The organism is Sporomusa acidovorans (genome assembly GCF_900101845.1).
Taxonomy (GTDB): Bacteria; Bacillota; Negativicutes; order Sporomusales; family Sporomusaceae; genus Sporomusa; species Sporomusa acidovorans.
The window spans coordinates 1-24,763 of the sequence record NZ_FNAM01000055.1 but is presented as its reverse complement, the minus strand read 5'-3'; the positions used below and the strand labels follow the sequence as shown (position 1 = coordinate 24,763).

21 protein-coding genes and 1 riboswitch are annotated in these 24,763 nt (G+C 45.5%); of the genes, 17 read left to right on the top strand and 4 right to left on the bottom strand.

Annotation, left to right across the window (positions count from 1 at the left end):
* Window positions 1-20: 20 nt before the first annotated feature.
* Window positions 21-239 (bottom strand): hypothetical protein, encoded by a 219-nt coding sequence (locus tag BLR65_RS24845; RefSeq protein ID WP_093796901.1) that lies wholly within the window; start codon window positions 237-239, stop codon window positions 21-23.
* 282 nt (window positions 240-521) lie between these two features.
* Here BLR65_RS24845 and BLR65_RS24840 point away from each other — a divergent pair, with 282 nt between their 5' ends.
* From BLR65_RS24840 to BLR65_RS24825, 4 genes are all read left to right on the top strand, one after another.
* Window positions 522-2,069: a PucR family transcriptional regulator gene (locus tag BLR65_RS24840; RefSeq protein ID WP_093796899.1), complete on the top strand. Its 1,548-nt coding sequence runs from the start codon at window positions 522-524 to the stop codon at window positions 2,067-2,069.
* A gap of 236 nt (window positions 2,070-2,305) precedes the next feature.
* Window positions 2,306-3,955, top strand: a complete 1,650-nt coding sequence (locus tag BLR65_RS24835) for an OPT/YSL family transporter (RefSeq protein ID WP_093796897.1) — start codon at window positions 2,306-2,308, stop codon at window positions 3,953-3,955.
* A gap of 16 nt (window positions 3,956-3,971) precedes the next feature.
* On the top strand, window positions 3,972-5,036 hold the full coding sequence (locus tag BLR65_RS24830) for an aminopeptidase (protein WP_093796895.1): 1,065 nt from the start codon (window positions 3,972-3,974) through the stop codon (window positions 5,034-5,036).
* A gap of 35 nt (window positions 5,037-5,071) precedes the next feature.
* Window positions 5,072-6,199, top strand: a complete 1,128-nt coding sequence (locus tag BLR65_RS24825; protein ID WP_093796893.1) for a M20/M25/M40 family metallo-hydrolase — start codon at window positions 5,072-5,074, stop codon at window positions 6,197-6,199.
* 164 nt (window positions 6,200-6,363) lie between these two features.
* Here the strand turns inward: BLR65_RS24825 and BLR65_RS24820 are convergent, their stop codons facing one another.
* Window positions 6,364-6,711: a flagellin gene (locus tag BLR65_RS24820; protein ID WP_093796891.1), complete on the bottom strand. Its 348-nt coding sequence runs from the start codon at window positions 6,709-6,711 to the stop codon at window positions 6,364-6,366.
* A 130-nt stretch (window positions 6,712-6,841) separates the two neighbouring features.
* Here BLR65_RS24820 and BLR65_RS24815 point away from each other — a divergent pair, with 130 nt between their 5' ends.
* The 12 genes from BLR65_RS24815 (at window position 6,842) to BLR65_RS24760 (ending at window position 21,515) form a co-directional block, all read left to right on the top strand.
* Window positions 6,842-8,143: an ABC transporter substrate-binding protein gene (locus tag BLR65_RS24815; protein ID WP_093796889.1), complete on the top strand. Its 1,302-nt coding sequence runs from the start codon at window positions 6,842-6,844 to the stop codon at window positions 8,141-8,143.
* Between the two features lie 162 nt (window positions 8,144-8,305).
* Complete coding sequence (locus BLR65_RS24810) at window positions 8,306-9,223, top strand: carbohydrate ABC transporter permease (protein ID WP_245693031.1); 918 nt, start codon at window positions 8,306-8,308, stop codon at window positions 9,221-9,223.
* A complete protein-coding gene (locus BLR65_RS24805; protein ID WP_093796887.1) occupies window positions 9,213-10,034 on the top strand; it encodes a carbohydrate ABC transporter permease in 822 nt (273 codons plus the stop codon). The genes BLR65_RS24810 and BLR65_RS24805 overlap by 11 nt, the downstream gene beginning before the upstream one ends.
* A 33-nt stretch (window positions 10,035-10,067) precedes the next feature.
* Window positions 10,068-11,186, top strand: coding sequence for an ABC transporter ATP-binding protein (locus tag BLR65_RS24800; protein ID WP_093796885.1), 1,119 nt, complete (start codon window positions 10,068-10,070; stop codon window positions 11,184-11,186).
* Complete coding sequence (locus BLR65_RS24795) at window positions 11,155-11,955, top strand: sugar phosphate isomerase/epimerase family protein (RefSeq protein ID WP_093796883.1); 801 nt, start codon at window positions 11,155-11,157, stop codon at window positions 11,953-11,955. Before BLR65_RS24800 ends, BLR65_RS24795 begins: the two co-directional genes overlap by 32 nt.
* Before the next feature lie 205 nt (window positions 11,956-12,160).
* The gene (locus BLR65_RS24790) at window positions 12,161-12,835 is read left to right on the top strand and encodes a response regulator transcription factor (RefSeq protein ID WP_093796881.1); all 675 of its coding nucleotides are present in this window, start codon (window positions 12,161-12,163) and stop codon (window positions 12,833-12,835) included.
* 1 nt (window position 12,836) lies between these two features.
* Window positions 12,837-14,111, top strand: coding sequence for a sensor histidine kinase (locus BLR65_RS24785; RefSeq protein ID WP_093796880.1), 1,275 nt, complete (start codon window positions 12,837-12,839; stop codon window positions 14,109-14,111).
* A 119-nt stretch (window positions 14,112-14,230) separates the two neighbouring features.
* Window positions 14,231-15,604 (top strand): branched-chain amino acid transport system II carrier protein, encoded by a 1,374-nt coding sequence (gene brnQ / locus BLR65_RS24780; RefSeq protein WP_093796878.1) that lies wholly within the window; start codon window positions 14,231-14,233, stop codon window positions 15,602-15,604.
* Between the two features lie 204 nt (window positions 15,605-15,808).
* Complete coding sequence (locus BLR65_RS24775; protein WP_093796876.1) at window positions 15,809-17,584, top strand: sigma-54 interaction domain-containing protein; 1,776 nt, start codon at window positions 15,809-15,811, stop codon at window positions 17,582-17,584.
* Between the two features lie 137 nt (window positions 17,585-17,721).
* Window positions 17,722-19,008: an L-cysteine desulfidase family protein gene (locus tag BLR65_RS24770; protein ID WP_093796874.1), complete on the top strand. Its 1,287-nt coding sequence runs from the start codon at window positions 17,722-17,724 to the stop codon at window positions 19,006-19,008.
* Between the two features lie 788 nt (window positions 19,009-19,796).
* Window positions 19,797-20,213, top strand: a complete 417-nt coding sequence (locus tag BLR65_RS24765) for a FlxA-like family protein (protein ID WP_093796872.1) — start codon at window positions 19,797-19,799, stop codon at window positions 20,211-20,213.
* Between the two features lie 482 nt (window positions 20,214-20,695).
* A riboswitch (cyclic di-AMP (ydaO/yuaA leader) is annotated at window positions 20,696-20,822 on the top strand.
* Window positions 20,820-21,515: a C40 family peptidase gene (locus tag BLR65_RS24760; RefSeq protein WP_245693030.1), complete on the top strand. Its 696-nt coding sequence runs from the start codon at window positions 20,820-20,822 to the stop codon at window positions 21,513-21,515. Its footprint overlaps the riboswitch before it by 3 nt.
* A gap of 245 nt (window positions 21,516-21,760) precedes the next feature.
* Here BLR65_RS24760 and BLR65_RS24755 read toward each other — a convergent pair whose 3' ends face one another.
* Both BLR65_RS24755 and BLR65_RS24750 read right to left on the bottom strand, forming a co-directional pair.
* Entirely contained in the window at window positions 21,761-23,479 is a 1,719-nt protein-coding gene (locus BLR65_RS24755) for a methyl-accepting chemotaxis protein (protein ID WP_093796870.1), read from the bottom strand.
* A 21-nt stretch (window positions 23,480-23,500) separates the two neighbouring features.
* The gene (locus tag BLR65_RS24750) at window positions 23,501-24,100 is read right to left on the bottom strand and encodes a TetR/AcrR family transcriptional regulator (RefSeq protein ID WP_093796868.1); all 600 of its coding nucleotides are present in this window, start codon (window positions 24,098-24,100) and stop codon (window positions 23,501-23,503) included.
* A gap of 472 nt (window positions 24,101-24,572) precedes the next feature.
* Between BLR65_RS24750 and BLR65_RS24745 the strand changes: the two genes are divergently transcribed.
* Window positions 24,573-24,763 (top strand): hypothetical protein (locus BLR65_RS24745; RefSeq protein ID WP_218130668.1); only part of this gene is annotated, 191 nt, incomplete at its 3' end.

Sequence of the window (24,763 nt, the reverse complement as noted above, 5' to 3'; positions counted from 1 at the left end):
AGAGTAGGGTGCTTTACCTGTTAATAGACTATTTTGGTGTCAATATAATCATTAATCTTACCTACCATGTCAAGTATTTTGGAGGTATCTGCTAATGGACAAGTAGTCCCGAGCAATGTATTTGTTTGTGCATCGTAGTGCGCAACTGCCAGAGCACACTCTTCTGTACAGTAAACTTTATTATGGCTGTCAGACATAAACGGGCAAAGTTTTTTCTTCGTAATAGAATCAATACGCAAGATCGTTACCTCCCTTATTTTTCCATTATCTCGGCGTTCGTATCCTTTTTATTTAGATACATACTTCGACGTAAACCAGTAATTTCCTGTGGGAACTTCTTTGTTAGAGAATCCCGGAATAACGCTTGCGATTTCATTTCGAAAGAAACATTGTAGTATGAGGATAAAGATAGTAAAATGTAGATATAAAGATTGTAGCAAAGACGCTTTGGGCAACCCCTGGAGCGTCTTTTTTCCATCATAGAGCAAAGACTATTTGAAAAATAAAAAACTGGAGGCCATATGGAAGCAACCGTAGAAAATATATTGAAATTGCCGGAATTCGGCGGTTCAAAAATAGTGTCGGGTTTTCAGGGAAGTAAAAATATTGTACGTTGTATTGACGTGATGGAGATGCATAAAGATCTTGGCAGGTGGGTGAGGGAAGGTGAGGTTTTACTGACGTGTGCGTTTTCCACACAAAAGGATGCAGCGGCGTTATGCCAGCTGATTCAGGAAATGTCGCAGGCGAAGTGCGCCGCTTTGGCCCTGAAGGTGGAGCGGTTTTTAGGAACAATACCGGCAGAAATGATTAAGTTGAGTAATGAGTTAGGGCTGCCGGTCATTGATTTGGTGACTGATAATCCCTATATGGAAGTCGCGGCGGCGGTAAATAACTTCATTATGAATTACCAGCAGGAAAAACTGAAGTGGTCTGTGTCGATCCACAAAGAACTGTCGAAGCTGGTCCTGGCGAACAGGGGGCTGCAGGATATCGTAGACAGTATTTCGACAATCGGTGATTGTTATGTCGTGATCCAGGACGCCTGGGGGCGCTTGTTGGCAGAGGCGGGAAAACGCGGCTCGTTCAGGCAGATCAGGAAAACCCTTCCTATTACATTCGATCAAACCGAGATAGGGATCGTGTCGCTGTACAAGGATGCGGAAAAAATCGGTGAATTGGATGCGGTCATTTTAGAACATGCCGCGACGGTGGCAGCCCTGCAATTATTTAAGCAGCGGGTGCTGTCAGAGACCGAATACCGGAGCCGGGCTGATTTTATTTATGATTTGATCGCCGGCAATATAGTGGATAAGGAATTGATTTTTAGCCGCAGCCGGTTTTTGAAAATAGAGCCTGAATCAGCTTGGGGCCTGGTAGTTGCCGAATTTACCGGTAGCGGCAAGTGTGGCAGGCCTCTCGGTGAAGCAGAGATAGAAGCGATAAAAACAGAGTTGCTGAAGATTGCGATAGCAACCTTTGAGAAAAATGCGATAAATACGGTGCGTAATGACAAGCTAATCATACTGTTTCCTGTAGTATATACAAACGATAAGCAGGAGTCGGAAAAGACGGCCTGTATGCTGGCCCAAAGTCTGCATAGCGGAATCTCTACAGCGCTGCCTTCCATCATCGCTACCGTTGGTATCGGCAATATCTGCCAAAGTTTGCAGGAAATAAGGAAAAGTTTTGACCAGGCTGTTAAAGCGATCCGTATCGGCGGCGCGATCTTCGGGCAAAACCGCGTGATCAGCATTAATGATCTGGGAATATTTCAATTGCTGTCCCCGATGAAAGATCAGCCGGATTTGCGAGCGGTAATTTCCCGCTGGATAGGAACAGTGATTGACTATGACCGTGAAAAGGGGACAAGCCTTTTGGATACGCTGGAAGTCTACCTGGATACAAACCGGAATATGCTGGCGACCGCGAAGCGGTTATTTATTCACCGCAATACCCTGCGCTACAGGATAGATAAATTAAAAAAGCTGCTTGGCACTACGCTGGATAATCCGGAAAATCACTTGCAAATCCTTATGAGTGTCAAACTATGGAAGATCACACGCTAACAACTGTTTTGTGCGCTGCGCACAAGACAGTTGCTTTTTTTTATCAATCGCGAACATATGCTTTTGACGGTGCCTGCACTATAATTAACATTAATGGAACGATCATGAAGGAAATTGCACTATATTTTTAAATATCGTCTAATTACATTGAACAAAAGTCTTCTAATATTTTATGGATAATTTCCTAATAATGGCGTTTCCTTACCGTTAAACCAAAAAGTGAAGGAGGCTTTTCTATGGAAAAAAGTATAAAAAGAGAATCCACGCTGGAACTGGAACATTATGTGCCCACCGATGTGCCTGCCCAGCATCCTTCGAGCTTTGAGCCAATGGTATTTATTTTAAATATCCTTATGTCTGTAGTCGGCGCTATTATTGGCTTGCAACTTATTGTTCAACTGGGGATTTCCACCAACACGGCGATTATTGGCGCTATGGTGGCGATGTTTGTGGCGAGAATTCCGCTGCAAATTTTTCAAAAGTTTCTATCCATTCATCGGCAGAATCTGGTGCAAACTGCGGTCTCCTCGGCAACCTTTGGTGCGTCCAATTCGCTGCTGCTGCCGATCGGCATTCCCTGGCTGCTGGGGAGAATCGACCTGGTATTGCCGACGTTTATCGGCGTTACCTGTGCCATGTTCCTGGATGCGATTCTCCTGTATTTTATGTATGATTCCAAGGTTTTTCCCGGTTCCGGTATTTGGCCGCCGGGTGTAGCCACAGCAGAGTCCATCATCGCCGGTGATCAGGGCGGGAAGCGGGCACGGTTGCTGCTTGTCGGCCTCGTCGGCGGGATTGCCGGGGCGGTTTTCAAAATACCAATGTCCGCGTTTGGCGTTGCTTTTATCGGTAATATCTGGGCGCTGACCATGTTTGGTGTTGGTCTTTTGGTGCGCGGCTATTCGGTCCAGTTCTTTGGAGTGGATATCAATCAGCTCTATATCCCGCATGGCATTATGGTAGGTGCCGGCATTGTCGCTTTGATTCAAATCTTTTTTATCATGAAGAACCGCTCTGATGCTCAGCTGAAGGCGCAGGCGGTTGAAGGGGCGGTAAGCTATACCCGCAGTAATGAACAGGTGAGAAAAGCACTGGGCACAGGGTTTGTGCTCTATTTGCTGATCGCCTGTATGCTGGCCGCAATCACCGGCCTTTATACGGAAATGAGCAGCGGCATGTTTGCGTTCTGGATTATATTTGCCGCCTTTGCTGCCATTGTCCACGAATTGATCGTCGGACTTGCCGCGATGCATGCCGGCTGGTTTCCGGCCTTTGCCACGGCGCTGATCTTTTTGATTCTCGGCATGATCATCGGTTTCCCGGGAGTAGCGTTAGCTGTGCTTGTCGGCTTTTGTGCCACCACCGGTCCGGCGTTTGCCGATATGGGGTATGACCTCAAAACCGGCTGGATTTTGCGGGGGCGCGACCGTTTTCCTGATTTCGAATTGCAGGGGAGGAAACAGCAGTTATTTGCCGCCCTGACCGGCTTTACTGTTGCCGTAATCTGCACCGGTCTGACATATACGTTGTATTTCCAGCAGAATCTCTTCCCGCCGGTCGATAAGGTATATATTGCTACCATTAAAGCCGGCTTGGGTGATCCGCAAATCAGCAAGTATTTATTGATGTGGGCGGTTCCCGGCGCCTTGATTCAATGGCTGGGCGGTTCACAGCGGCAGATGGGGGTGTTGTTTGCCACCGGCCTTTTGATTTTATATCCCCAGGCAGGCATTGCCGTACTTGTCGCGATTGTCATCCGCATGCTGTGTGCCCGCATTTGGGGTGAACGGGCCCGCGGTCCTCAATATATTCTGGCGGCCGGATTTATCGCCGGCGATGCTCTTTACAGCTTTTTTAACTCGATTTGGAAGTTAAAGATCAAATAAATTAAGAGGTGAGACTATGTTCGTCAATCTGGGAACAGAATTTTCGAATCGTTATTTGAGTTTAGAAACAGCGGCAGCCGCCCGCAAGCTTGTGGAACAAGTCATGCTAGTCAAGCCGGGAGAGAATGTCGTAATTTCCGCCGATACTGCCAGCGATTTCCGTGTGGTGGAGGCGACGGCGCAAGCGGTTTTTGCCGTAGGGGCGCAGCCTGTCGTGATTTGGTATGATACCAAGGCAAATGCCTGCCAGCAGCCGCCCGCACCTATTGCCAAGGCGGTGGAAGTTGCCGATGTCTGGCTTGAATATTCGCTTGCGTACATCATGCACTGCGAATCGTACCGTACCGCGCTCAAAAATGGAGTCCGCTATGCCTGTCTAACCGGTATGGATGTCGAAATGCTGGTAAAAACGCTTGGCAAGGTCAATTATGGCAAACTGGTTGCCCTGGGGGAAGTGATTCGCAGAACCGTGGAAGCCGCTGACGAAATCCATGTCACCAGTCCCGGCGGCACCGATCTGGTAGCTGCCAATCAAGGCCGCAAAGTACGTCAGTCCGGGAAATTGGCCGATACCAAAGGCGAGGCCATTATGCTGGGAGGACAAATCTCCTGGTGCCCGCTGGAAGAAACCATTAACGGTAAGCTGGTATTTGACGGGGCGCTTTGGCCGCCAATGGAGCTTGGCCTTTTGTCCGGTCCGGTAATTTTGACCCTGGAGGGCGGCATTGTGACCAAGGTCGAAGGCGGGAAGGATGCCACGATCTTCGCGCGGTGGCTGGAGAATTTCAACGATCCCAACATGTACCGTCTCGCCCACTATTCGCTCGGCTTTAATCCCGGCGTAACAAAACCCACCGGCAGGATTGTGGAAGATGAACGCGTTTTCGGCTGCATTGAAATGGGCATCGGTTCGCAGGGTCCTCAGATCAGAGGGAAGACTTGGGCCGCTGCCTCCCACAGCGACGGTATTGTACTGAATCCAAGCATCTATCTGGACGGGGAGGCAATGGAACTCAACGGCAAATATGTTCATCCGGAAATTGTGGCCGCCTGCCAAGAACTTGGGGTTCAGGGATACTAGTAAACACGCGCTTAGATATGCAAGGGGGCATAACAATGGTAAATCGCAGCCGGATGCTGCAGGAATTTTTGGAAATGATTACGATTCAATGTTCTACGCGGCACGAACGGCAAATTGCCGAGTATGTAAAAGCCAAACTGGCCGGACTGAAGCTCGTAGTAACGGAAGACGACACAGGCGCTAAAATCGGCGGAGAATGCGGCAATGTATTTGCGTATCGCCAGGGGAATGTTGCGGACGCACCTACTTTACTGTTTGCTGCCCATCTTGACTGTGTCGAGCCGTGCGCGGATATCAAACCGCAGATTGTGGACGGCAGAATCAGTTCGGACGGAAAGACAATCCTGGGGGCGGATGATAAGGCCGGGGTAGCGGCAATCCTGGAAGCGCTCAGAATGATTGATGAAAAAAATATTGCCTGCGGCGATATACAAGTAGTGTTGACGGTTGCCGAAGAAGGCGGTCTAAACGGTTCCAAGAATATGGACAAAACGCGGCTGAAGGCGGATATGGGCTTTGAACTTGATTCTACCAGCAGGCCGGGCGGTATTATTATCCAGGCGCCCGGACAAAACAAACTCCAAGTGACCATTCACGGAAAAACAGCCCATGCCGGTTTGGAACCGGAATTGGGGGTTAATGCCATTACTGTCGCCGGCAAAGCCCTGGCACAAGTGGCGGACGGCAGAATTGACGGGGAAACCACCGCCAATATCGGCATGATACGCGGCGGTCAGGCTACGAATATTGTGCCTGACCGGGTGGAACTATGCTGCGAAGCCAGAAGCCGCGAGGTTAATAAGCTGGAAGCGTTAACCCGGCGCATAGCAGTAACCTTTAACGAGGCTGCCGAAGCGAATGGCGCCCGCGCTGAGGTTGTAATCAATAAAGCCTACAATCCCTATACCCTTAGCAAGGACGCACCTGTTGTCGTGCTAGCGCAAAAAGCGGCGGAAAAGGTAGGTCTGCAGCCTATTTTGGAGGCAACAGGAGGCGGCAGCGACGCCAATTTTTACAACAATTACGGAGTGCCCTGCACCGTTCTTGGCGTTGGCATGCAAAAAGTTCATACTACTGAAGAATTTATTTTGGAGCAAGATCTTTATGCTTCAGCCGAGTTGGTTGCTGCCATCATTGAATTGGCGCCTACGCTGAACAAGTAAAGTGGGTCTGTTCCAAAGGCTAAAGTAAAGAAGGAGCCGGCATGTTGCCAACTCCTTCTTTTTTGCTTTTTTCAGCTTCTTTTTTTATGCCGGTTTCCGGCATCGCCGGGAGATAACTGTGTTTAAAAGATAGAAAAGCTGTCCCGCTTCAGCAGGACAGCTTGCTAAACTAATAGGGAAAGAACACCTTTTTGCATATTCATGGTTTTTGACAGTGCCATTATATTTACGTACGATTGAATCTTTGCCTGGTTGAGATTCATCGCTGCTAAAGCTATATCGGAATCGGCATAGCCGGAATAGGCGGATGCGAGATTAGCTTCAGCTTGAGCAGTATATTCACTGCTATACGCCAGTCCGTTCGTCACGGCGCCGACATGACTGCGGTTGCTTGACAGTTGCTGCAGCGCGCTGTCAATAGAAGTCAATGTAGTGGCAGCTGCCGCTTGCGTAGATACATCAGTACTTAACGATAGGCCTTTAGCTGATGTATCGGCAATAGAGGCAGGCACGGATTTTTTGCGGCGCTGGCCACCGGAGCTGTTCCCTGATTTTTACATAAGTTTTACATAGCCATAACATTGAGTTAATGCTAAGGTGCTATACTGGAAGCAAAATCCAAGGGGGAGGAAGTACATAAAAGTGAAGAAAAATATCCTAAAGGCAATTGCTGCCGGCGTGATCAGCACTTTGTTGCTGACTGGTTGCGGCGCTTCAAGTTCCGCGGGGGATTCGGCGGCCAATGGCAAAAAGATAAAAATTGAGTACTGGCACTGTAATGCCGAAACCCAGGGTGGAAAAACGGTCGAACAACTTGTTAACGAATTTAATGCCCAGAGTAAAGACGTAGAGGTAGTCGCCCGCTATAATCCGGATATGTACAAAGGCCTGATGCAGAACCTGCAGGCAGAAGTCGCCACCGGAAAATCGCCTGCCATCGTGCAGATCGGCTGGGCGTTTCTGGATTATTTTTCGAACAACTTCAGCTATGTCGAACCGCAGAAAGTAATTGATGAGTATTTTCCGGAAGACAAAACCTTTTTGCAGGATAATTTTCTGCCCAATGTCTTGGCACTGGCCAAAAACGGCAAAGGCAGTCAGGTAGGTATTCCTTACTCATTGAGCACGCCGGTGCTGTATATCAACAGAGACATTTTGCGGCAGGCCGGACTGGATGAAAACGGGCCCAAGACTTGGGAAGAACTGATTGTGTTTGCCAATACCATTAAGGAAAAGACGGGAAAATACGGCTTTTATATGCAGGAACCTGCCGATAATTGGGCGCAGCAGGCACTGTTGGAAAGCAACGGGGCAAGAATGATGACAAACGGCAAGGCCAGTTTTGCATCCGAAGAAGGTATTCAAGCCTATGAAGCCTATGCGGCTATGGTCACCAAGACAAAATCCGCATTGCATATTTCCTGGGGCGAAGGTGTGCAATCCTTTATTGACGGCAATGTGGCCATGTTGTACACCACCATCGCGCAGCGGGCAAACATTCAAAAGGGTGCGGCGTTTGATGTGGCCGCGATAAACTCGCCGGCATGGCAGGGCAAACCTAAGAGACTGCCGGCAGGCGGCTGTTTCCTTGCGATCACGGCTAAGACGAAGGAAGAACAGAAGGCGGCCTGGGAATTTGAAAAGTTCCTGTATAGTGTTGAGGCCATGGCGGCCTGGACCAAGGGCACCGGTTATGTGCCGCCGCGCAAGGATGTTGCAACGGCTGAGAACGGCTTGAAAAGTTTTTTGGCGGAGAATAAGATGATGGCTGCCGCCACGACACAAATGGATGGCGTGGTATCCTGGACTTCTTTCCCGGGGGATGCCGGTCTGCAGGCGGAACAACTGCTGCTTGATGTAAGGGATCGGATTTTGAACGGGAGCATTTCAGCAAGAGACGGGCTGGTGCAGACGCAGACCAAAATTAATGAACTGCTGAAATAAAAACTAGAGAAAAAGAAGTGTCTGCAGAAAATCTCCGGTTGGCAGAATGAGTAGGGGAGTTAGTGAATAGGCCCGACGGAACCTGCAGGCAATATCAGTAAACGGTGGCCTAAGAATACATTCTGGAGCCACCGTTCTTTTTTGAAACAAGACAACAAGAGGGTGAGGAAAATAGAGAAAAAGCAGGCATGGCACAAATTTCTTACCGGCAATACCTTAATGGCTTATGGTTTTATTGTGCCTTCTTTACTTGTTTTTGCCGTGTTTATGTTTTATCCGTTGTTGCATACGGTTTATCTGAGTTTTTTTGACTGGAATATGATTAAACCGGTCAAGACGTTTGTCGGCAGTCAAAACTATATGGCCTTATTGCAGGACCCGCTGACCTATACGGTGATGAAAAATACTCTGGCGTATATCGTCATTTTACTGCTGCTTAACTGGGCGGCTCCCTATCTGTTGGCTTTTATTCTGTCTTTTGTAATTAAGCGGGGACGGGATTTTTATAAAGGAATGTTTTTTCTGCCCAGCGTCATTTCACTGGTGGTCGGTTCTATCTTATATTTGTGGATATTAAATCCTGTGTCCGGCCCGGTCGCGATTATTGCCAAGTTCTTTGGCCTGACCGTCCCCATCTGGAGCAAGACCCAGGGGCTGATTATTGTTGTGCTCAGTATCATTACCACCTGGAAGGTATTTGGCTATAATTTCATTGTGTTGTTTGGCGGCATTACCGGTGTGCCCCAGGAAGTCATTGAAGCGGCACGGTTGGATAACGTACCGCTGCACCGGATTTTTTTCGATATTGTGGTCCCCATGAGCAGTGCCACCGGCCTCTATGTATTCATCATGACCATTGTTCAGGGGCTGCAATATGTCTTTACCCCGATCAAGGTCATCACCCAGGGCGGCCCGGATAACGCCAGCTCCAATGCCATCTACAATGTTTATCAGGAGGCGTTTACGCTCTATCACACCGGCTATGCTTCCGCCTTTGCCATTGTCACCATGGCGCTGTTTGTGATTTTGCTGCTTGTGGAATTTAAGTTTGTGGAGAAAGGCATTCACTATGAGAATTGACAGGGAAATCAAGTGGCATGTCCTGCTGTGCTGCGCGTTAGTCGTGTCCCTGGCGCCGATTGTCTTTGCTCTTTCTAGTTCCTTTAAGGAATTGAGCGAGGCGTACACCAATGTGTTTGGCCTGATCCCGCAGCAGCCGACACTCAGTAATTATGTGCAGGTGTTCTCGCGGCTGCCTTTGGTGCAGATCACAACCAATACATTTCTGATTGCGGTGGCTGTCACGGTGTTTAAAACCATTACCAGTGTCCTGGCGGCCTATTCTTTTGTCTATTTTGATTTCAAAGGGAAAAATGTCCTGTATTTTATGCTGATTAGCACGATTTTTATTCCTTTTACGGTTACAATGATCCCCAACTACCTGACCATATCCCAGCTTGGCTTCAGAAACAATATCATCGGTGTCATTCTGCCCCAACTCAGTGACGCCACCGGTATTTTTTTAATCAGGCAGGCCATGCGGACAGTGCCGCGATCCCTGATTGAGGCGGCGCGCCTGGATCGGACGGGACACCTGAGAATTCTGGGCAATATTGTGCTCCCCTTGGTAAAGCCGGCGGTGGTTTCCAGTGGCATCATGTTTTTTATCAATTCATGGAACGAATATGTGTGGCCGGTCCTTATTTTAAAAGACAAGGCCAACTACACACTGCCTCTGGCCTTGCAGCTTTTTATCAGCTCGGAGGGCGGCACGGATTTCACGATTGCCATGGCGGTGTCGGTTTTGACCATGATCATTCCGTTAATGCTGTATATCGTTTTTCAACGCTACATTATCAGCACATTTACTTCTTCCGGTATTAAAGGATAAGGATAAAAATTTTCCCAAAGGAGGCAGGCCAATATGAAAGAAATTGTTTTTGAAAATGTTTGTAAGTCGTACGGTAAAGCCAAAATCATAGAAAACCTGAATCTTACCATCCAGCCGGGCGAACGCCTGATCCTGTTGGGTGCATCCGGCTGTGGAAAGTCCACTACCCTGCGGCTGATTGCCGGTTTGGAGGAAATCAGTTCCGGCAGCTTATATATGAATGGACAGCTGGTTAATGATGTAGCCAGCGGTGAGCGCAATGTGAGTATGGTCTTTCAGAATTATGCCCTCTATCCGCATATGACGGTAGCCGACAATATTATTTACGGACTTAAGATACAGAAGCTGCCGAAGGAGGAGATCGTTCAAAGACTCAAGTCCGCGGTAGATATGCTGGAACTTAACGGGCTGGAAGACCGGAAGCCAAAGGATTTGTCAGGAGGTCAGCGCCAACGTGTGGCATTGGCGCGGGCCATTGTAAAACGCAGTGATTTTTTGTTGCTCGACGAGCCGCTTTCTAACCTGGATGCCCAACTCAGAGGTCATGCCCGCAAAGAGCTGGTCAAAATTCACCAGACCTATCATCAAACCTTTGTGTATGTTACGCACGACCAGGTGGAAGCGATGACAGTCGGTGAACGGATCGCCGTCATGCATGCCGGTCGGTTGCAAATGGTTGATACCCCGTATAATGTATATAACCGGCCGGCCAATGTTTTTACAGCTAAGTTTATCGGTTCGCCGTCGACCAATATTTTCACGGCGCATTATGCCGACCGGTCGCTGCAAATAGGCCGGCAGGCTGTCCGGCTGCCCGAATTTTGGAGTGCCCATCTGGGGAAAAACGGCTGCCGGGAATTTTATCTGGGCATCCGGCCTGAGCATATCCGGCTGGAACAGGAAAAGCCGGACAACATGTTTGCCGGGACGGTCAAATATGTTGAGGAATACGGCAACCGCTGCGGGGTCTATTTTGATCTTGAAGGCCATGAGGTTGTTGCAATCTGTGAGCGGACGGAATGTAAACCAGGTGACCGCGTGTGTTTTGCGCTTGAGGCCGATAAAATTCATATATTTGATAAACAGTCGACGAAGAATATTGGCTATCCGGAGGTATATTGTGAACATTTTTATCAGTACCAATCTGTATGAACCGGCACAACTGCCGGAGATTTTTAGCCTGATGAATAAAATTGATGATCCTTCTGTGGGCATTGAATTGTTTCCGGAATGGCAGAGCGAAGTGTTTTGCCGCAGTCTTGCGGACTATATGGAAAGCTTCCGGCAGTATCCGGTTTCGCTGCACGGCCCCTATTATGGCACCGAACATAGCAAGGCTGCGGGAACGGCAGAATATACCAGGTCTATGGATTACTTTCAGCGGACGCTGGAACTGTCGCAGCGGCTGCAAAGCCGGTATATCGTCTATCACCATAATAACTGCCGGGTGACAGCGGCGGGCAGGCAGCAAATGGTGAGTGTCTCTGCCGAAAATCTTAAGCAGCTCAGGCGTGAGGCAGAGCGCTGCGGGGCGCGGATTGTCGTTGAAAATGCAGGGGTGCTGGCCAGCGGTAATGTGTTGTTTAATGAAGAGCAGTTTACCCATATGGCCGAGAGTATCCCGGAGGATATCCTGCTGGATGTGGGGCATGCTTACGCCAACGGCTGGGATCTGGCCCGGGTAATGAAAAGGCTGGCTCATAAAATCATTGCCTATCATGTGCACAATAACGACGGACACGAGGATCAGCATAACGCCATTCTTGACGGGACACTGGATTTTGCACAGTTTCTTGCTGATTATCAGCTGTATACGCCGGCGGCGGATCTTGTCATTGAATACGGGAAGCAGTGTGCGCAAAACACTGGTAATATCGCCAACGACGTTGCCTATATCAAACGAATTTTGCAAGGCGGTTGAGGGGATGCTTTATAGACCCAGTGAGGAATTGCAATGCTCTCACTGGGCCTAATGCTTTTACCACTGCCATTTCTCGGGGTCTTTTGTTTTTGTATAGATTCCGGCTGTTAAGGATTGTGTTCGGTAGTTAATGTAGTATAGAAAACATGTCTCGCAAGATGTAGGTGCATACTAGGTATAGAATAAAAAATTGAAGGGGCTGACTATGCGCATACTTGTAGTTGAAGATGATCATATCCTGCGAGAAGCCACAGTATCCATTTTAGCCGGAGAAGACTACCTAGTGGACCAGGCATCGACCGGCGAGGAAGGGTTGTATTTAGCGAAGCAAGGCATTCATGACTTAATTGTGCTTGATATTATGTTGCCGGGGATTAACGGCTTGGAGATTGTTAAAATCCTGCGAAATAACGGCTGTGCAGTTTCTATACTGCTTTTAACGGCAAAGGACAGTGTGGATGATCGGGTAATTGGTCTGGAATCCGGGGCGGATGACTATCTGGTAAAACCTTTTGCCATGCGGGAGTTGCTTGCCCGGATAAAAGCTCTTTTTCGCCGTAAGGGTAATTTAATTATAGAGGATCAGATAAATTGCGGTAATTTGACATTAGATAGCAAGGTTAAAGATGCTTTCGTCAATGAAGAACCCCTGGGGCTGACTAATAAGGAATATGAAATTCTGGAATTTTTAGCACTGAATAAAGAACAGATACTTACACGGGATCAGATTTTTGATCGGGTTTGGGGATTGGAGTCGGATATTTCGTCTAGTATTGTTGATATATATATTCACCATTTACGGAAAAAACTAATTGCGTATGGCTTAGATATTTTCATTCAAACCGTGCGGGGTGTTGGTTTTATGCTGAAGGTGAGTTAGTATGTTTCAGCGTACTCTGGTTCGCTTGACGACCTTAAATTCGTTTGTTTTCTTCATTATCTATTTTTTATTTACGGCCATACTTTATGGCTATCTTTCCTACCGGTTATTCGACAGATTAGATGAAGCCATGCGTTTGCATGCAAGTGGATTTAGATTGGAAAATGGAATTATTGTTCCGTTAGAGCGGCCAATCTTGGATCCGAGAATTTTTGTATTAATTCGCAGTTCAGACGGACATACGTTAAATCCGTTCCCCTTTCGTGAAACTGAATTAGCTAATTATGAGTTAACTAACGTTGATGAAATTATTTCCGATGTTGCAACTGGTGAATTGAAAACAAAAGATTACAAGGGCCATGTCTATAGAATGATGAGATGGCCGTATAGATATCAGGAAGATCTTTATGACAGTACGAAAAATTTTCGTATAGAATCTATCTTTGTTATTAGCATTGTAGATTCGGAAATGCATTTGCTCAATAGCTTTTTATGGCTCATTATCGGTGGCGGCATTATCAGTATAATCGTTATTATCTTAGCAGGTTTTTTTCTTGCCAAGCGGGCCATGGTTCCTATTCAGGAAGCATGGGAAAAACAGCAACAGTTTGTTTCGGACGTATCGCATGAATTGCGCTCTCCTTTGACCGGAATATATAGCAATGCCGAGTTGATGCTGCGGCATCCTAATAAGACTGTCCAGGAAGAGTGCCATCGGATTACTGCAATAATGCAAGAGGCCAAGCGAATGATCAAGTTAATATCAAGTTTGCTTACACTAGCGAGATCAGATGCCGGTAAAGCGGAAATAAGCCTAAATTTAGTTAACTTGAGTGATGTTGTTAATGAGGTTATTAGTCATTTTAAAGTGTTCACAGAGATAAATCATATCAACCTGGCAGCTAATATTGAAGCGAATATCGAAGTAGTGGCTGATAGAGACAGAATGCACCAATTACTCGTAATTTTGCTTGATAATGCCTTTAAATTTACGCCTGCAGGCGGGCAGGTTACCATTGCTTGCTATCTTGCTAATAAGAACGCAATCATCAGCGTGCAAGATACGGGAGTGGGTATAGATCCTGAAAATATTGCACGCATATTTGACCGCTTTTTTCGTGCGGATAAATCTCGATCAAGAGATTCCGGCGGGACGGGTTTGGGACTGTCCATAGCCAAATGGATTGTTGACAAGCATGCGGGAAAAATCGACGTGAAAAGTACAATCGGCAAAGGGACAAAATTTACGGTATCAATACCTATACTAAGAAAATAGTTTTGTCGGCAGGCTTTACTATTTATGGATCGGGTTATAGCTATTTGAACCCAAATACGGTAATATACTATATGGACTATATCATTACATTATATTTTTACCTATTTAGGAGTGAGTCTATGGATAATCGATTGACATTATCATCGTATGTATTGATTGGCTCAATGTTATTTGGGATGTTTTTTGGTGCCGGGAATTTGATTTTTCCTGTACATATGGGGCAAGAAGCCGGCAGTAATGTTTTTATTGCTACTATCGGGTTTCTCATTACCGGAATCGGTCTGCCATTTTTGGGTGTGGTGGCTATTGGTGTTTCCAAAAGCGATGGATTATTCGGATTAGCCAGCCGCATTCACCCCTTCTATGCCTACGGGATTACCATTTTATTGTATTTGACGATTGGGCCGTTTTTTGCATTGCCAAGAACCGGAAGTGTTTCCTATGAGATTGGTTTAGCCTCCTATATAGCAAAAGAATATCAAACCTGGGGATTAGCCGGATTTACCATTATATTTTTCGGTATGGCATTAATTTTTTCATTAAAACCAAGTAAAATTTTAATCTGGGTTGGAAAAGTTCTAAATCCGTTATTTCTGGTATTCTTGGCTTTTCTCGTGATCATAAGTTTTTTGCGCCCCATGGGAACGGTTTCAGGTGCTGAAATCCACGGGTTATATGTTACGGAGCCATTTTTTAAAGGCTTTGTCGAAGGCTATAATACGATGGATGCACTGGCTTCACTGGCCTTTGGAATTATTGTTGTGCAGACACTTAAGGATTTGGGTGTGCAGAGTCCGCGAAATATTGCGATCGGCACGGTAAAAGCAGGTATTGTAAGCGTTCTTTTGATGGGGCTTATTTATAGCTGCCTGGCCTATATTGGAGCGACCAGTGTGGCTCAATATCAGTTATCAGCAAATGGCGGGATTGCATTAGCCCAAATTGCACACTATTATTTTGGTTCGGCAGGCAGCATCTTATTGGCGATTATCGTAACGCTGGCCTGTTTAAAAACAGCGATTGGTCTTATCACCGCCTGCTCAGAAACCTTTCAAAAATTATTTCCTAATTCGCTAAGTTATCGGTCGTATGTATTTTTATTTACCATCATATCCTGTTTATTTGCCAATGTCGGGCTGACACAGATTATCTCATTATCGATTCCGGTGTTAATGTTTTTATATCCATTAGCAATCACTTTGATCATATTGGCATTTTTGTCGCCACTTTTTAAACATCGGCAGATTGTATATGGATTAACAACCGTTTGTACAATGTTTGCCAGTGTGGCAGATGCTTTTAATTCCATACCGGATGTCATAAAGCAGGAAGCTTTTATTCAAAACTTACTGGCTTTTTACCATACTTATTTGCCTTTTTTTGATATGGGCATGGGCTGGGTTATACCGATGATTATTGGTTTATCAACGGGTTGGCTGATTGGAGCTTTTCAAAAAAAATCTGTTGAGCGATTTAATAAAATCGAATTCTGATTGGCGTGCGTTAAGACGGTAGACGTTAGGCACATTCAGTTCGACAATTGTTTTATCAACCAACCCCGAATCTGAAATCAGTCCTTCGGCGGAGGGCTTGTAAGCTTTAAAATGAATAGAGATTGTCGAAGGTAACTTAATGTCGTAATAAAGCGAAAACGATAAACGGTACGAACAATAACTAATTGTATTGGGGTGATAAAAATGTCCAGCTTACAGCAGATTCAGGTAACCACGCAACAGATTGCCGAAGCCATTTCCAGTGCACTTAGTATGGACGTGACGATTGTGGATGATTCCATGGTGCGAATTGCCGGCACAGGCTATCATCAAGCTACGATTGGACAAAAAATAACCGGCAATTCGGTGTATGAAAAGGTCATCCATCACCCGGCGGAATACATTATTAATGATGTTAGTACCTATAAGGAATGTAGCAAGTGTGAGAAGCGGACAAGTTGTATGGAATTGGCGCAATTGTGCTGTCCGATTATTGTCGGGACGAAGGCTATCGGTGTCATTGGTTTGATTGCTTTCTCGCCGAAACAACAGATGGAATTGTCTAAAAAGGACAAACGTTTACTGAGTTTTGTCCGCAAGATGGCAGAATTAATTGCGGTTAAAGTCGCGGAAGAAGATAGTTTAAATCGAATCGTTTTTCTGAAAAATCAAATGGCAACAGTGCTTAATTTTATTGCTGAGGGCATTATCGCGATTGACCAGGACGCCAAGGTCATAAATGTCAATTTTGCGGCTGAAAAGCTCCTTAAAATTAAAGCACGCGATGTAATTGGCTTTCATCTTAATGAAGTTTTTCCCGGTACACCAATTCCGGAAGTATTGCGTGATGGTATCGGGTTTATCAATCGAGAAGTAAGTGTCTGGAATAAAGGAAAACATTATCACTATATGGTAAGTGCCAAGCCAATGCTTGGCGAAGATGAGGTGCGGGGGGTTGTTGCCAGTTTTTCTGCGGTTGGCGAGTGGCCGGTACAACAGTCTCTGACACAAGCTAAGCTTACCTTTGATGACATTGTAGGTACCAGTAAAACTTTGATTATGGTCAAGGGGGAGGCTGCCCAAGCAGCTGAAACCTCCTCAACGGTGTTGATCATGGGTGAGAGCGGGACAGGCAAAGAAGTTTTTGCCCGCGCCATTCATTACGAAAGTGGCAGAGGCAATAACCCTTTTGTAGCAGTCAACTGCGGTGCTATTCCGGAAAACCTATTGGAAAGCGAACTATTCGGGTACGAGGAAGGAGCCTTTAGCGGAGCCCGTAAAGGCGGCAAGCCTGGCAGATTTCAACTGGCCAATAAAGGTACTTTGTTTTTGGATGAAATTGGCGATATGCCGATTTTCTTGCAAGTCAAGCTGTTAAGGGTATTGCAGGAAAAAACGGTGGAACGGGTGGGCGGCATAAAGTCAATGCCGTTAGATGTACGCATTATTGCCGCTACCAACCGTAATCTGGAGAAATTGGTCAAAGCGGGAACTTTTAGAGAGGATTTATACTATCGGCTTAACGTTTTTCCGATAGAATTGCCTGCTTTGCACGAGAGGCCGGATGATATTATGGAATTGGCCAAGTTCTTTTTAGAAAAACAGCGCAAGAATTCAGGCAAAAAGATTACCGGCTTTACCGATGAAGCTGTAAGGCGGATGCAAAACTATAACTGGCCTGGTAATATCCGCGAATTGGAGAATGTTGTCGAGTGTGCGGTGATTAAGACCTCTGCGGAAGTTATTGACGTGGATGCGCTTCCCGCCAAATTGACGGCAGACACACAGCTTTATCTGCCAATCCAGCCGGAGATGTCCAATCTCCGGCCGTCTGAGTATGCAGAACGCCAGACAATAGTGTCCGCACTTAACGCCTTTGGCATGTGTGTTGAGGGTAAAAAAAGAGCAGCGGCCCACTTAGGCATGGGGATCGCAACTTTATACCGTAAAATTCGCAAATATGGTATTGAAAGCAACTAGAAATGAAGTGATAAAATTATCATGGTTTATCAATAAGTTATCACTTTGATGATAATTTAGCGGCGTTGCCCCGCCGGTTTCTTCTCCTTTGCCTTGGCACGGTTTTTGCACAGTAGTAGAGCAGAGGAGCTGAGAACATGGATACGAAAACAATTATAGAATTATTAAAGGCAGAAGTACTACCAACCACTGGCTGTACTGAACCAGGCGCGGTAGCCTTAGCAACGGCGGCTGCCAGTGAGGTGCTCAAGGGAAATATCGATAATATTGTCGTTACAGTGAATTCCAACATTTATAAAAACGGTGTGGCTGTAGGTATTCCCGGTACTGGGGCAACAGGCCTCACCATAGCTGCAGCTTTAGGCGCTGTAAAAAAGCACCCGGAAAAACAACTGTCCGTGCTGGAAAGTGTGACACCCGCGGAACTGGCAGCTGCCAATACAATGCTGGCCAAGGGAATTGTCAATGTCCGTGTGGATGAAAGCAAAACCGGTTTGTATATTTGTGCCCGGCTTATGTCCGGGGCTAGTTACAGTGAAGTTCTCATACAGGACAAACATACCAATATCGTCAGGATTCAATTGAATGGTGAAAATCTTGTGAGCAAGCAAGATAAACAAAGCAGCTTACATCATGATTACCGTCAATTTCTGCGTGATGAAAGTGTCTGTATCGCTCAACTGGTTGCTGCTGTGGAAGCATTGCCGGTCGGGGAACTTGCCTTCTTGCTGGAAGGGGTCAATATGAATGTATTGGCCGCTGAAATCGGTATTAGGAAAAGGCTGGGTATGAGGATTGGATCCATATACGAAGAAATGATGACCAGTGGAGCCGTATCGGATGATATGATTAACTCGGCCAAACGGCTTACTGCCGCGGCCGCGGATGCGCGTATGTCAGGAGAAAATGTGCAGATTATGAGTAGCGCCGGGAGCGGAAACCACGGTATTACCGCCATTTTACCGGTCTATGCCGTGGCTAAAAAAATTGGTGCTTCAAAAGAACAACTGCTTAGAGCCGTTGCGCTTAGTCACCTGGTTACTATTTACGTGAAAATCTATACAGGCAGTTTATCTGCACTATGCGGATGTGCTGTAGCTGCAGCTACAGCTGCCACCGCGGCTATTACCTGGTTGATGGGTGGAAATATTACAATGATTGAGTCAGCGATGAAGAATATTATCGCTAACCTTACAGGCATGATCTGTGATGGCGGTAAGGTAGGCTGTTCACTGAAGCTGTCTACCGCTGCTGCCGCTGCGGTGGAAAGTTCACTGTTGGCGCAAAGAAATATTGTCGTTCCCGATACGAATGGTATTATTACAAATTCTATTGAACGTACGATTGCAAATTTGGGTAAAGTCAGCAATCCGGGTATGTTAGAAACGGATAAAGTAATTTTGAATGTTATAATGGAAAAATGACTAGATGTAGAAAAGGGTACTTCTTTTCCGGATGGATTGAAAAGAAAGTGCCTTTTTGGTGACAATTAACGGATATTAAGAGAAAATGTCTACAACTTACTCACCATTTCATTTAGGGATAAACAATCATTGATTTAGCCGCTTGCCGGATCGCTGGGCAAGCGCTTTTTTTAATGAAAGAAAAATGATACTTTACTTATTGATAACTTGTTAGGTGGCTTGCAGAAATTTATTGCTCTTATCATTATTATACGTAGGTGTATCCGCAGCAGTATTGCCGAAACTATCATTAATGGCGGATACAGCAGGTGGATTGGTCTTCGTAGTTTTTGATTCAATTACAGTCCGGAACAGTCGGTATTAAAGAAGCTGTAAACACGGTGCATTACTTTTTCCGTAAGGGCTGATACAAACTCTGCTTCGCTTAACGAGCCATATATGTTGTCAGCATCTGAATTGCCAGATACTACTGTTGACGACATTTGAGTATAAGTAGAATTGGTTAAATTCCTATAAACACCTCTGGTAGTGTACGTTAGTGAGGTTCAACATGAGCCAGTATCAATATCAATGGATTGTGTTACGCAATATCTAAACATAATTTTAACAAAACTGTTACTGAATTGTAACAGTTGGATGGTAAAATCGTATAATAAAGGATTTAAAATGAAAGGCTGTTAGTCCTAATGATTGCTATATGCAATTTTACGTGCAAGTGCTCAAGATATTCAAAAAATCAATAATCAATCGATAAGCAAACAATTAATAATAAAAGGGGTGGCTATAGTATGAATGTATCAGCTATTAGTTCAACTTCCACGAGTAACCTGTATAATTCCTCTAGCTCGTCCGGTTCATCAGCCAATACGTCTGCTTTAGAAGCGAAAGAGCAAGCTCTTAAAGTGCAAATTGAGAAACTTGAACAAGAAAATGCCACAAAAAATGCCCAGCAGATTAAGGCTCTTCAAGCACAACTAACGGAAATTGAAACTGAAATTGCTCAAGCTGAGAGTTCCGGCATGACCAGTACTGCCAGTACCTCCGGTAGTGGCAGTATGCCTAGCGGTGTTGCCACCGGCAGTACTGCCGGTGTTGCTGCATCGGCTGATGTTGCCAATGTGGTCAGTACTAGCAGCTCCGGTACGGACAGCACTTCGTTAATTGATGTAGGGCCTGCTTATACTGTTGAACTTAACAGTAAATAACTTCATAGCATGTGGAGGTGTCGAAAATAGAAAATACATCCGATAAATTAGACTACAGTATGACGGAAGAAGAACTACGAGAGTTGCTGGATGACCTCCCCAATATTGTTAGAGACTTGGAAAATGAAAGTAATGATTCTCATATAGCTAATTGACGAAGTGTGGATATTTTGCCGTTCTGTCCTATAGGATAGGGCGGCTTTTCTATTCTATCTAAGGTCATAAAACAGTTTAAAGCGTAAATGAGCCTGTCCGCATGATCACCACAAGACAACCTTTTTCTTCAGCTATAGTTGTCTTTTTAATTGGTACTATTTTGGTTGCTTCTGCACAATATTTTTGGATATGGCAGACTAATTTGAGCTTTAGGTACAGGTACGTTACTTACACTGATGATGAATACAATATGATAGTTTTTTTGTCGAATACGGGGCTGGCTGAATATAATACACTATCTAAGTAAGGAGGTGACATAAAGAATTCCACTTAATACGCCGAATCCTTTACAGGTACGGAGGATCCTATATTTTGGGGTGAAGCGCTATCAACGCAGGGCTGAGCCTGGCCCTAACCCGGCAGCTAACTCCGGAGGCGAAGAAAGGCGGTTTGAATCTGTTAAAAAGTTCATGGAAGAAACTTATACTACAGGTACTAGTAATAGTATGTACAAGTGGGTTACTGATAAGTAGTGCACAAGCGGCTACTCTCCAGTTTGGAGATAGCGGTCCTGAGGTTGTTCGCCTGCAGGAGCAGCTACAAAGTTTGGGATATGATGTTGGTGCGATTGACGGTAACTTTGGAAGTCGAACCGAAGCTGCGGTTAAAGCCGCCCAGATTGAGCGGGGTTTAAAGGCCGATGGTATTGTGGGTGAACTCACCTGGAACGCTTTAAGGCTGTCCGATACATCGGTAAGCCAGGGGGACCACGGCAGCAGCGCTGTTAGGCGTATTGTCGCAACTGCTATGGCGCAGCAGGGAGTACCTTATGTATGGGGGGGAACCACGCCCTGCGGTTTTGATTGTTCAGGTTTTACTCAATATGTATTTGCTGTAAATGGTATTTCTTTACCGCGCACGGCCGATGTTCAATTCAGTGTAGGGGTGCCGGTCGCGAGAAACCACTTGCAACCGGGTGATTTGATATTTTTCAGCACCTATGAGCCTGGTCCATCTCATAGTGGTATTTACCTTGGAGATGGGGTTTTTATCCATGCTTCTTCCAGTCGTGGAGTTTCACTTGCATACCTGGATAGTTCTTACTGGGCATCACGGTATCTTGGTGCCCGGCGAGTTGTAAAATAGCTAAGTAAGGACTGCTCCTGCTTTTGTTAACGAAACCTCGGACAGTTATTGTCATTAATGGAGACACGAATGTTGTATAGGTCTTATCAGTTTCTGACCTTAAATGGTAATTGCCAATAATAAAGGACCGTGTTGAAATGTAAACGCTTCAGCACGGTTTTTTTAGAGTGTTTCGAATATCTTGTCAGTGGAAACGGCAATGCTATGTTGCCTAAAATGAGTCAAAATAATAAATTCTTCAGGGACTATACTTTAAAAAATTCAACCGCCGCATGGAGCGTTTGGGCCGTACCGGCAAGCGATTCACTGGCCGCAAGAATTTCTTCAATGGAGGCGGAATGTTCTTCCGTTGCCGCGGAAACCGTTTGCGTTTGACCTGCCGCCAGCTTGCTAACTTCATCAATATGTTGGACTGTGGCTACGATTTGCTGACTGCTAGCCGACATTTCCTCGATCGCTGCTGAAATTTCCATAACCTGAGAAGAAACATTGTTTACCAGAGTAGTAATCTCATTAAAATTTTGACCTGTGCTTGCTACAACTTGCGCTCCTACTTTTACTTCTTCGCTGCCTTTATTCATAGCGGCTACAGCTTTGGCGGTTTCCGTCTGAATATCTCTGATCATCGCGGCAATTTGCGTAGCGGCATCTTTGGCTTGCTCCGCTAATTGTCGTACTTCTTCGGCCACTACGGCAAAGCCTTTGCCGTGTTCGCCGGCGCGTGCCGCTTCAATAGCAGCATTCAACGCTAATAGGTTAGTCTGACTGGCAATACCGGCAATGGTGTTAATAATTTCCCCAATTTCCTGAGATCGTTCCCCTAATTTTTTCACAACCTGGGCGGATGTTTCTACGGTTTTTTCAATACTGTTCATTTGCATTGTGACAGATTCCGCTGATTTGGCTCCCGCCATAGCGGCATCCGCTGTTTTAACGGCAGCCCCTGATACCGTGTTGGCATTACCGGCAATATGCTCAATGGCAGAGGACATTTGCTGCACACTGGTTACGGTCTCCTCAATTGCCTGCGACTGTTGCTGAGCGCCCTGGGCCACATCACCGATCGCCCTTGTCACCTGTTCGGTCACCTTAGCCGCTTCTTCCGCGCTAAGATTCAGTTCCTGAGACGATGATGCAAGCTGCTTGGAACTCACCAGGATATTTGTCACAAGTTTATGTAGCTGATTGGCCATGATGTCAAATTCTTTGGTTAATTGTCCGACTTCATCCGTATAATATATTTGGTGTACCTTCCTGTTTTTTAAATCACCGGCTGCTAACCGGTGAACTTCTGTAACCAAGGCCGCCAGCGGAGCCGAAATTAATTTGGCTATCAGCCACCCTAATAATGCTGAAAGAAGTACGGCAATCAATGTTACCGCCATACTAATCCTGTCATTATATAAAGCGATTTCTTCGCTTTTCCGCTTATCTTCCTGGGCCGCTTTATTATTATATTCCGCTAAATCATCTAGCAGTTTATTGATGGTATTCAAGTGGCTGACTGCATTTTTGGCGTAGTATTCATGTCCTTCCTCTTGCTTGCCGGCTAACGCCAAATCCAATGATTTTTGCCAAATTTCACGGTATACTTTAGTTTCGGCTACTATTTTATTGATGGTTTCCCGTTCGAACTTGTCCAATTGAGCCTGCTGATACTTATCTAAAAAGCCGGCATAGATTTTTTTATGTTCTTCAATCGTTTTATACAAGGTCTGTTGCTGGGCCGCATCGTGACTTAAAAAAATCGATAAGGTTAACGCTTCATTTCTTCTGCTTTCTGCGCGCGCTGAATTAAGCCACTCTGCCGGCTGCAGCCGGTTTTTATACATATCATCCATTTTTCCGGCCAAAGTGGCTGCGGCATAGTGGCCGGCATAGCCGACAATTAACAGGAAGAAAGCCATAAATACAAGTAACCCTGCGATTTTCCATGATGTTTTTACATTGCGCATATGTAGCATTTTGATTCCCCCATTACAAATTTATCTAGTGCGAAGTGCTTTAATAAATAGCTCAAGCATAGCTTCTGCTTCTTTGGCAATACTGTCAGAGTGTTTTTCTGCAGCCGGTGACGGCAGCAAGTACATGGTAAAAGCGTTGAGTATTACTATCGCAGTAACGGCAATGTCTGTTATGCAAAAGCTTTCTGCCTGTACCCCCGCCTGTAAAATACCTTCGAGAATGGCAAGGACCTTACGGCGTATAAACTGATTAAAGTCTACCGCTTTGAGACCAATAAACCGAAAATAACGCGCGTCTCTGACAAGTTCGACAAAGGCATAATCCTGACGCATTTTCTGATTGTATTCCTGTATATAGCCAAGTATAAAACGGCGCAGCCGCATTTCACTTTCAGCATGGCAAACTCCTGATAAATGAAGCAAAAGTTTTTCGAATTCTATTTTTTTTTGTTCAAATAATCCATCAATTAATGCTTCCTTATTGGCAAATTCATTATATATTGTGCCAATGCTATAGCCCGTTTCCTTAGCTACATCACGCATCGTCGTTCTATTGACACCGTGCCGTGCCACAATAGACGAAAAGGCATGTAGTATTTCAATTCGCCGATTTTCCATCATTCATCCTATTCTACCTCCTATACAAAAGTCGATAACTTATTGAGTAATTGAACATTTTTTTCATTTGTTCACATTATAGTATAAAATATCTGATAATACAATATAGTTATTGATAATTTTTATTTATAAATGATATTTATTTTATTCTAAATAGAAGACTTCAGGCAAAGTCATTCGGCGAATAGCTTCTCTGTAGCAGACTCATGAGGCATTCCCGCTAGCAAGCATACTGGCTGCCGCAGGGACTTCCGGCGCCTAGGCTCCTGCGTTGTGTTTTACCGGCAACAGGCAAGGTATGCCTGTTGAATGGCAAAAGACAATATGATATAACCCGACTTTTACAGTTAGCAGAATATACGAAGCAGACAGAGTGGAATAATATGCTTATAAAATGCGGATTTCCGCATTTTTTTGTGCTCTTTATATTGTGTTATACTACAGATGTGCTACAATATAAAGGAGGTGATGTTCCATGATAAGAAAAGACCGTGTAAAGCGTGGTGGCGTTATTAAAACGCACATCCGTGTTGTCGAAGGGTATCGCCCTGGACCGGGGATGCCCACCAAGCAGCGTACTATTAGAAGTTTTGGTTATTTCGAAGATCAGCCAGATCCCGAGGCTTTCATGGCTATGGTGGAGGAGTTCGACGCTAACTTTAAAGA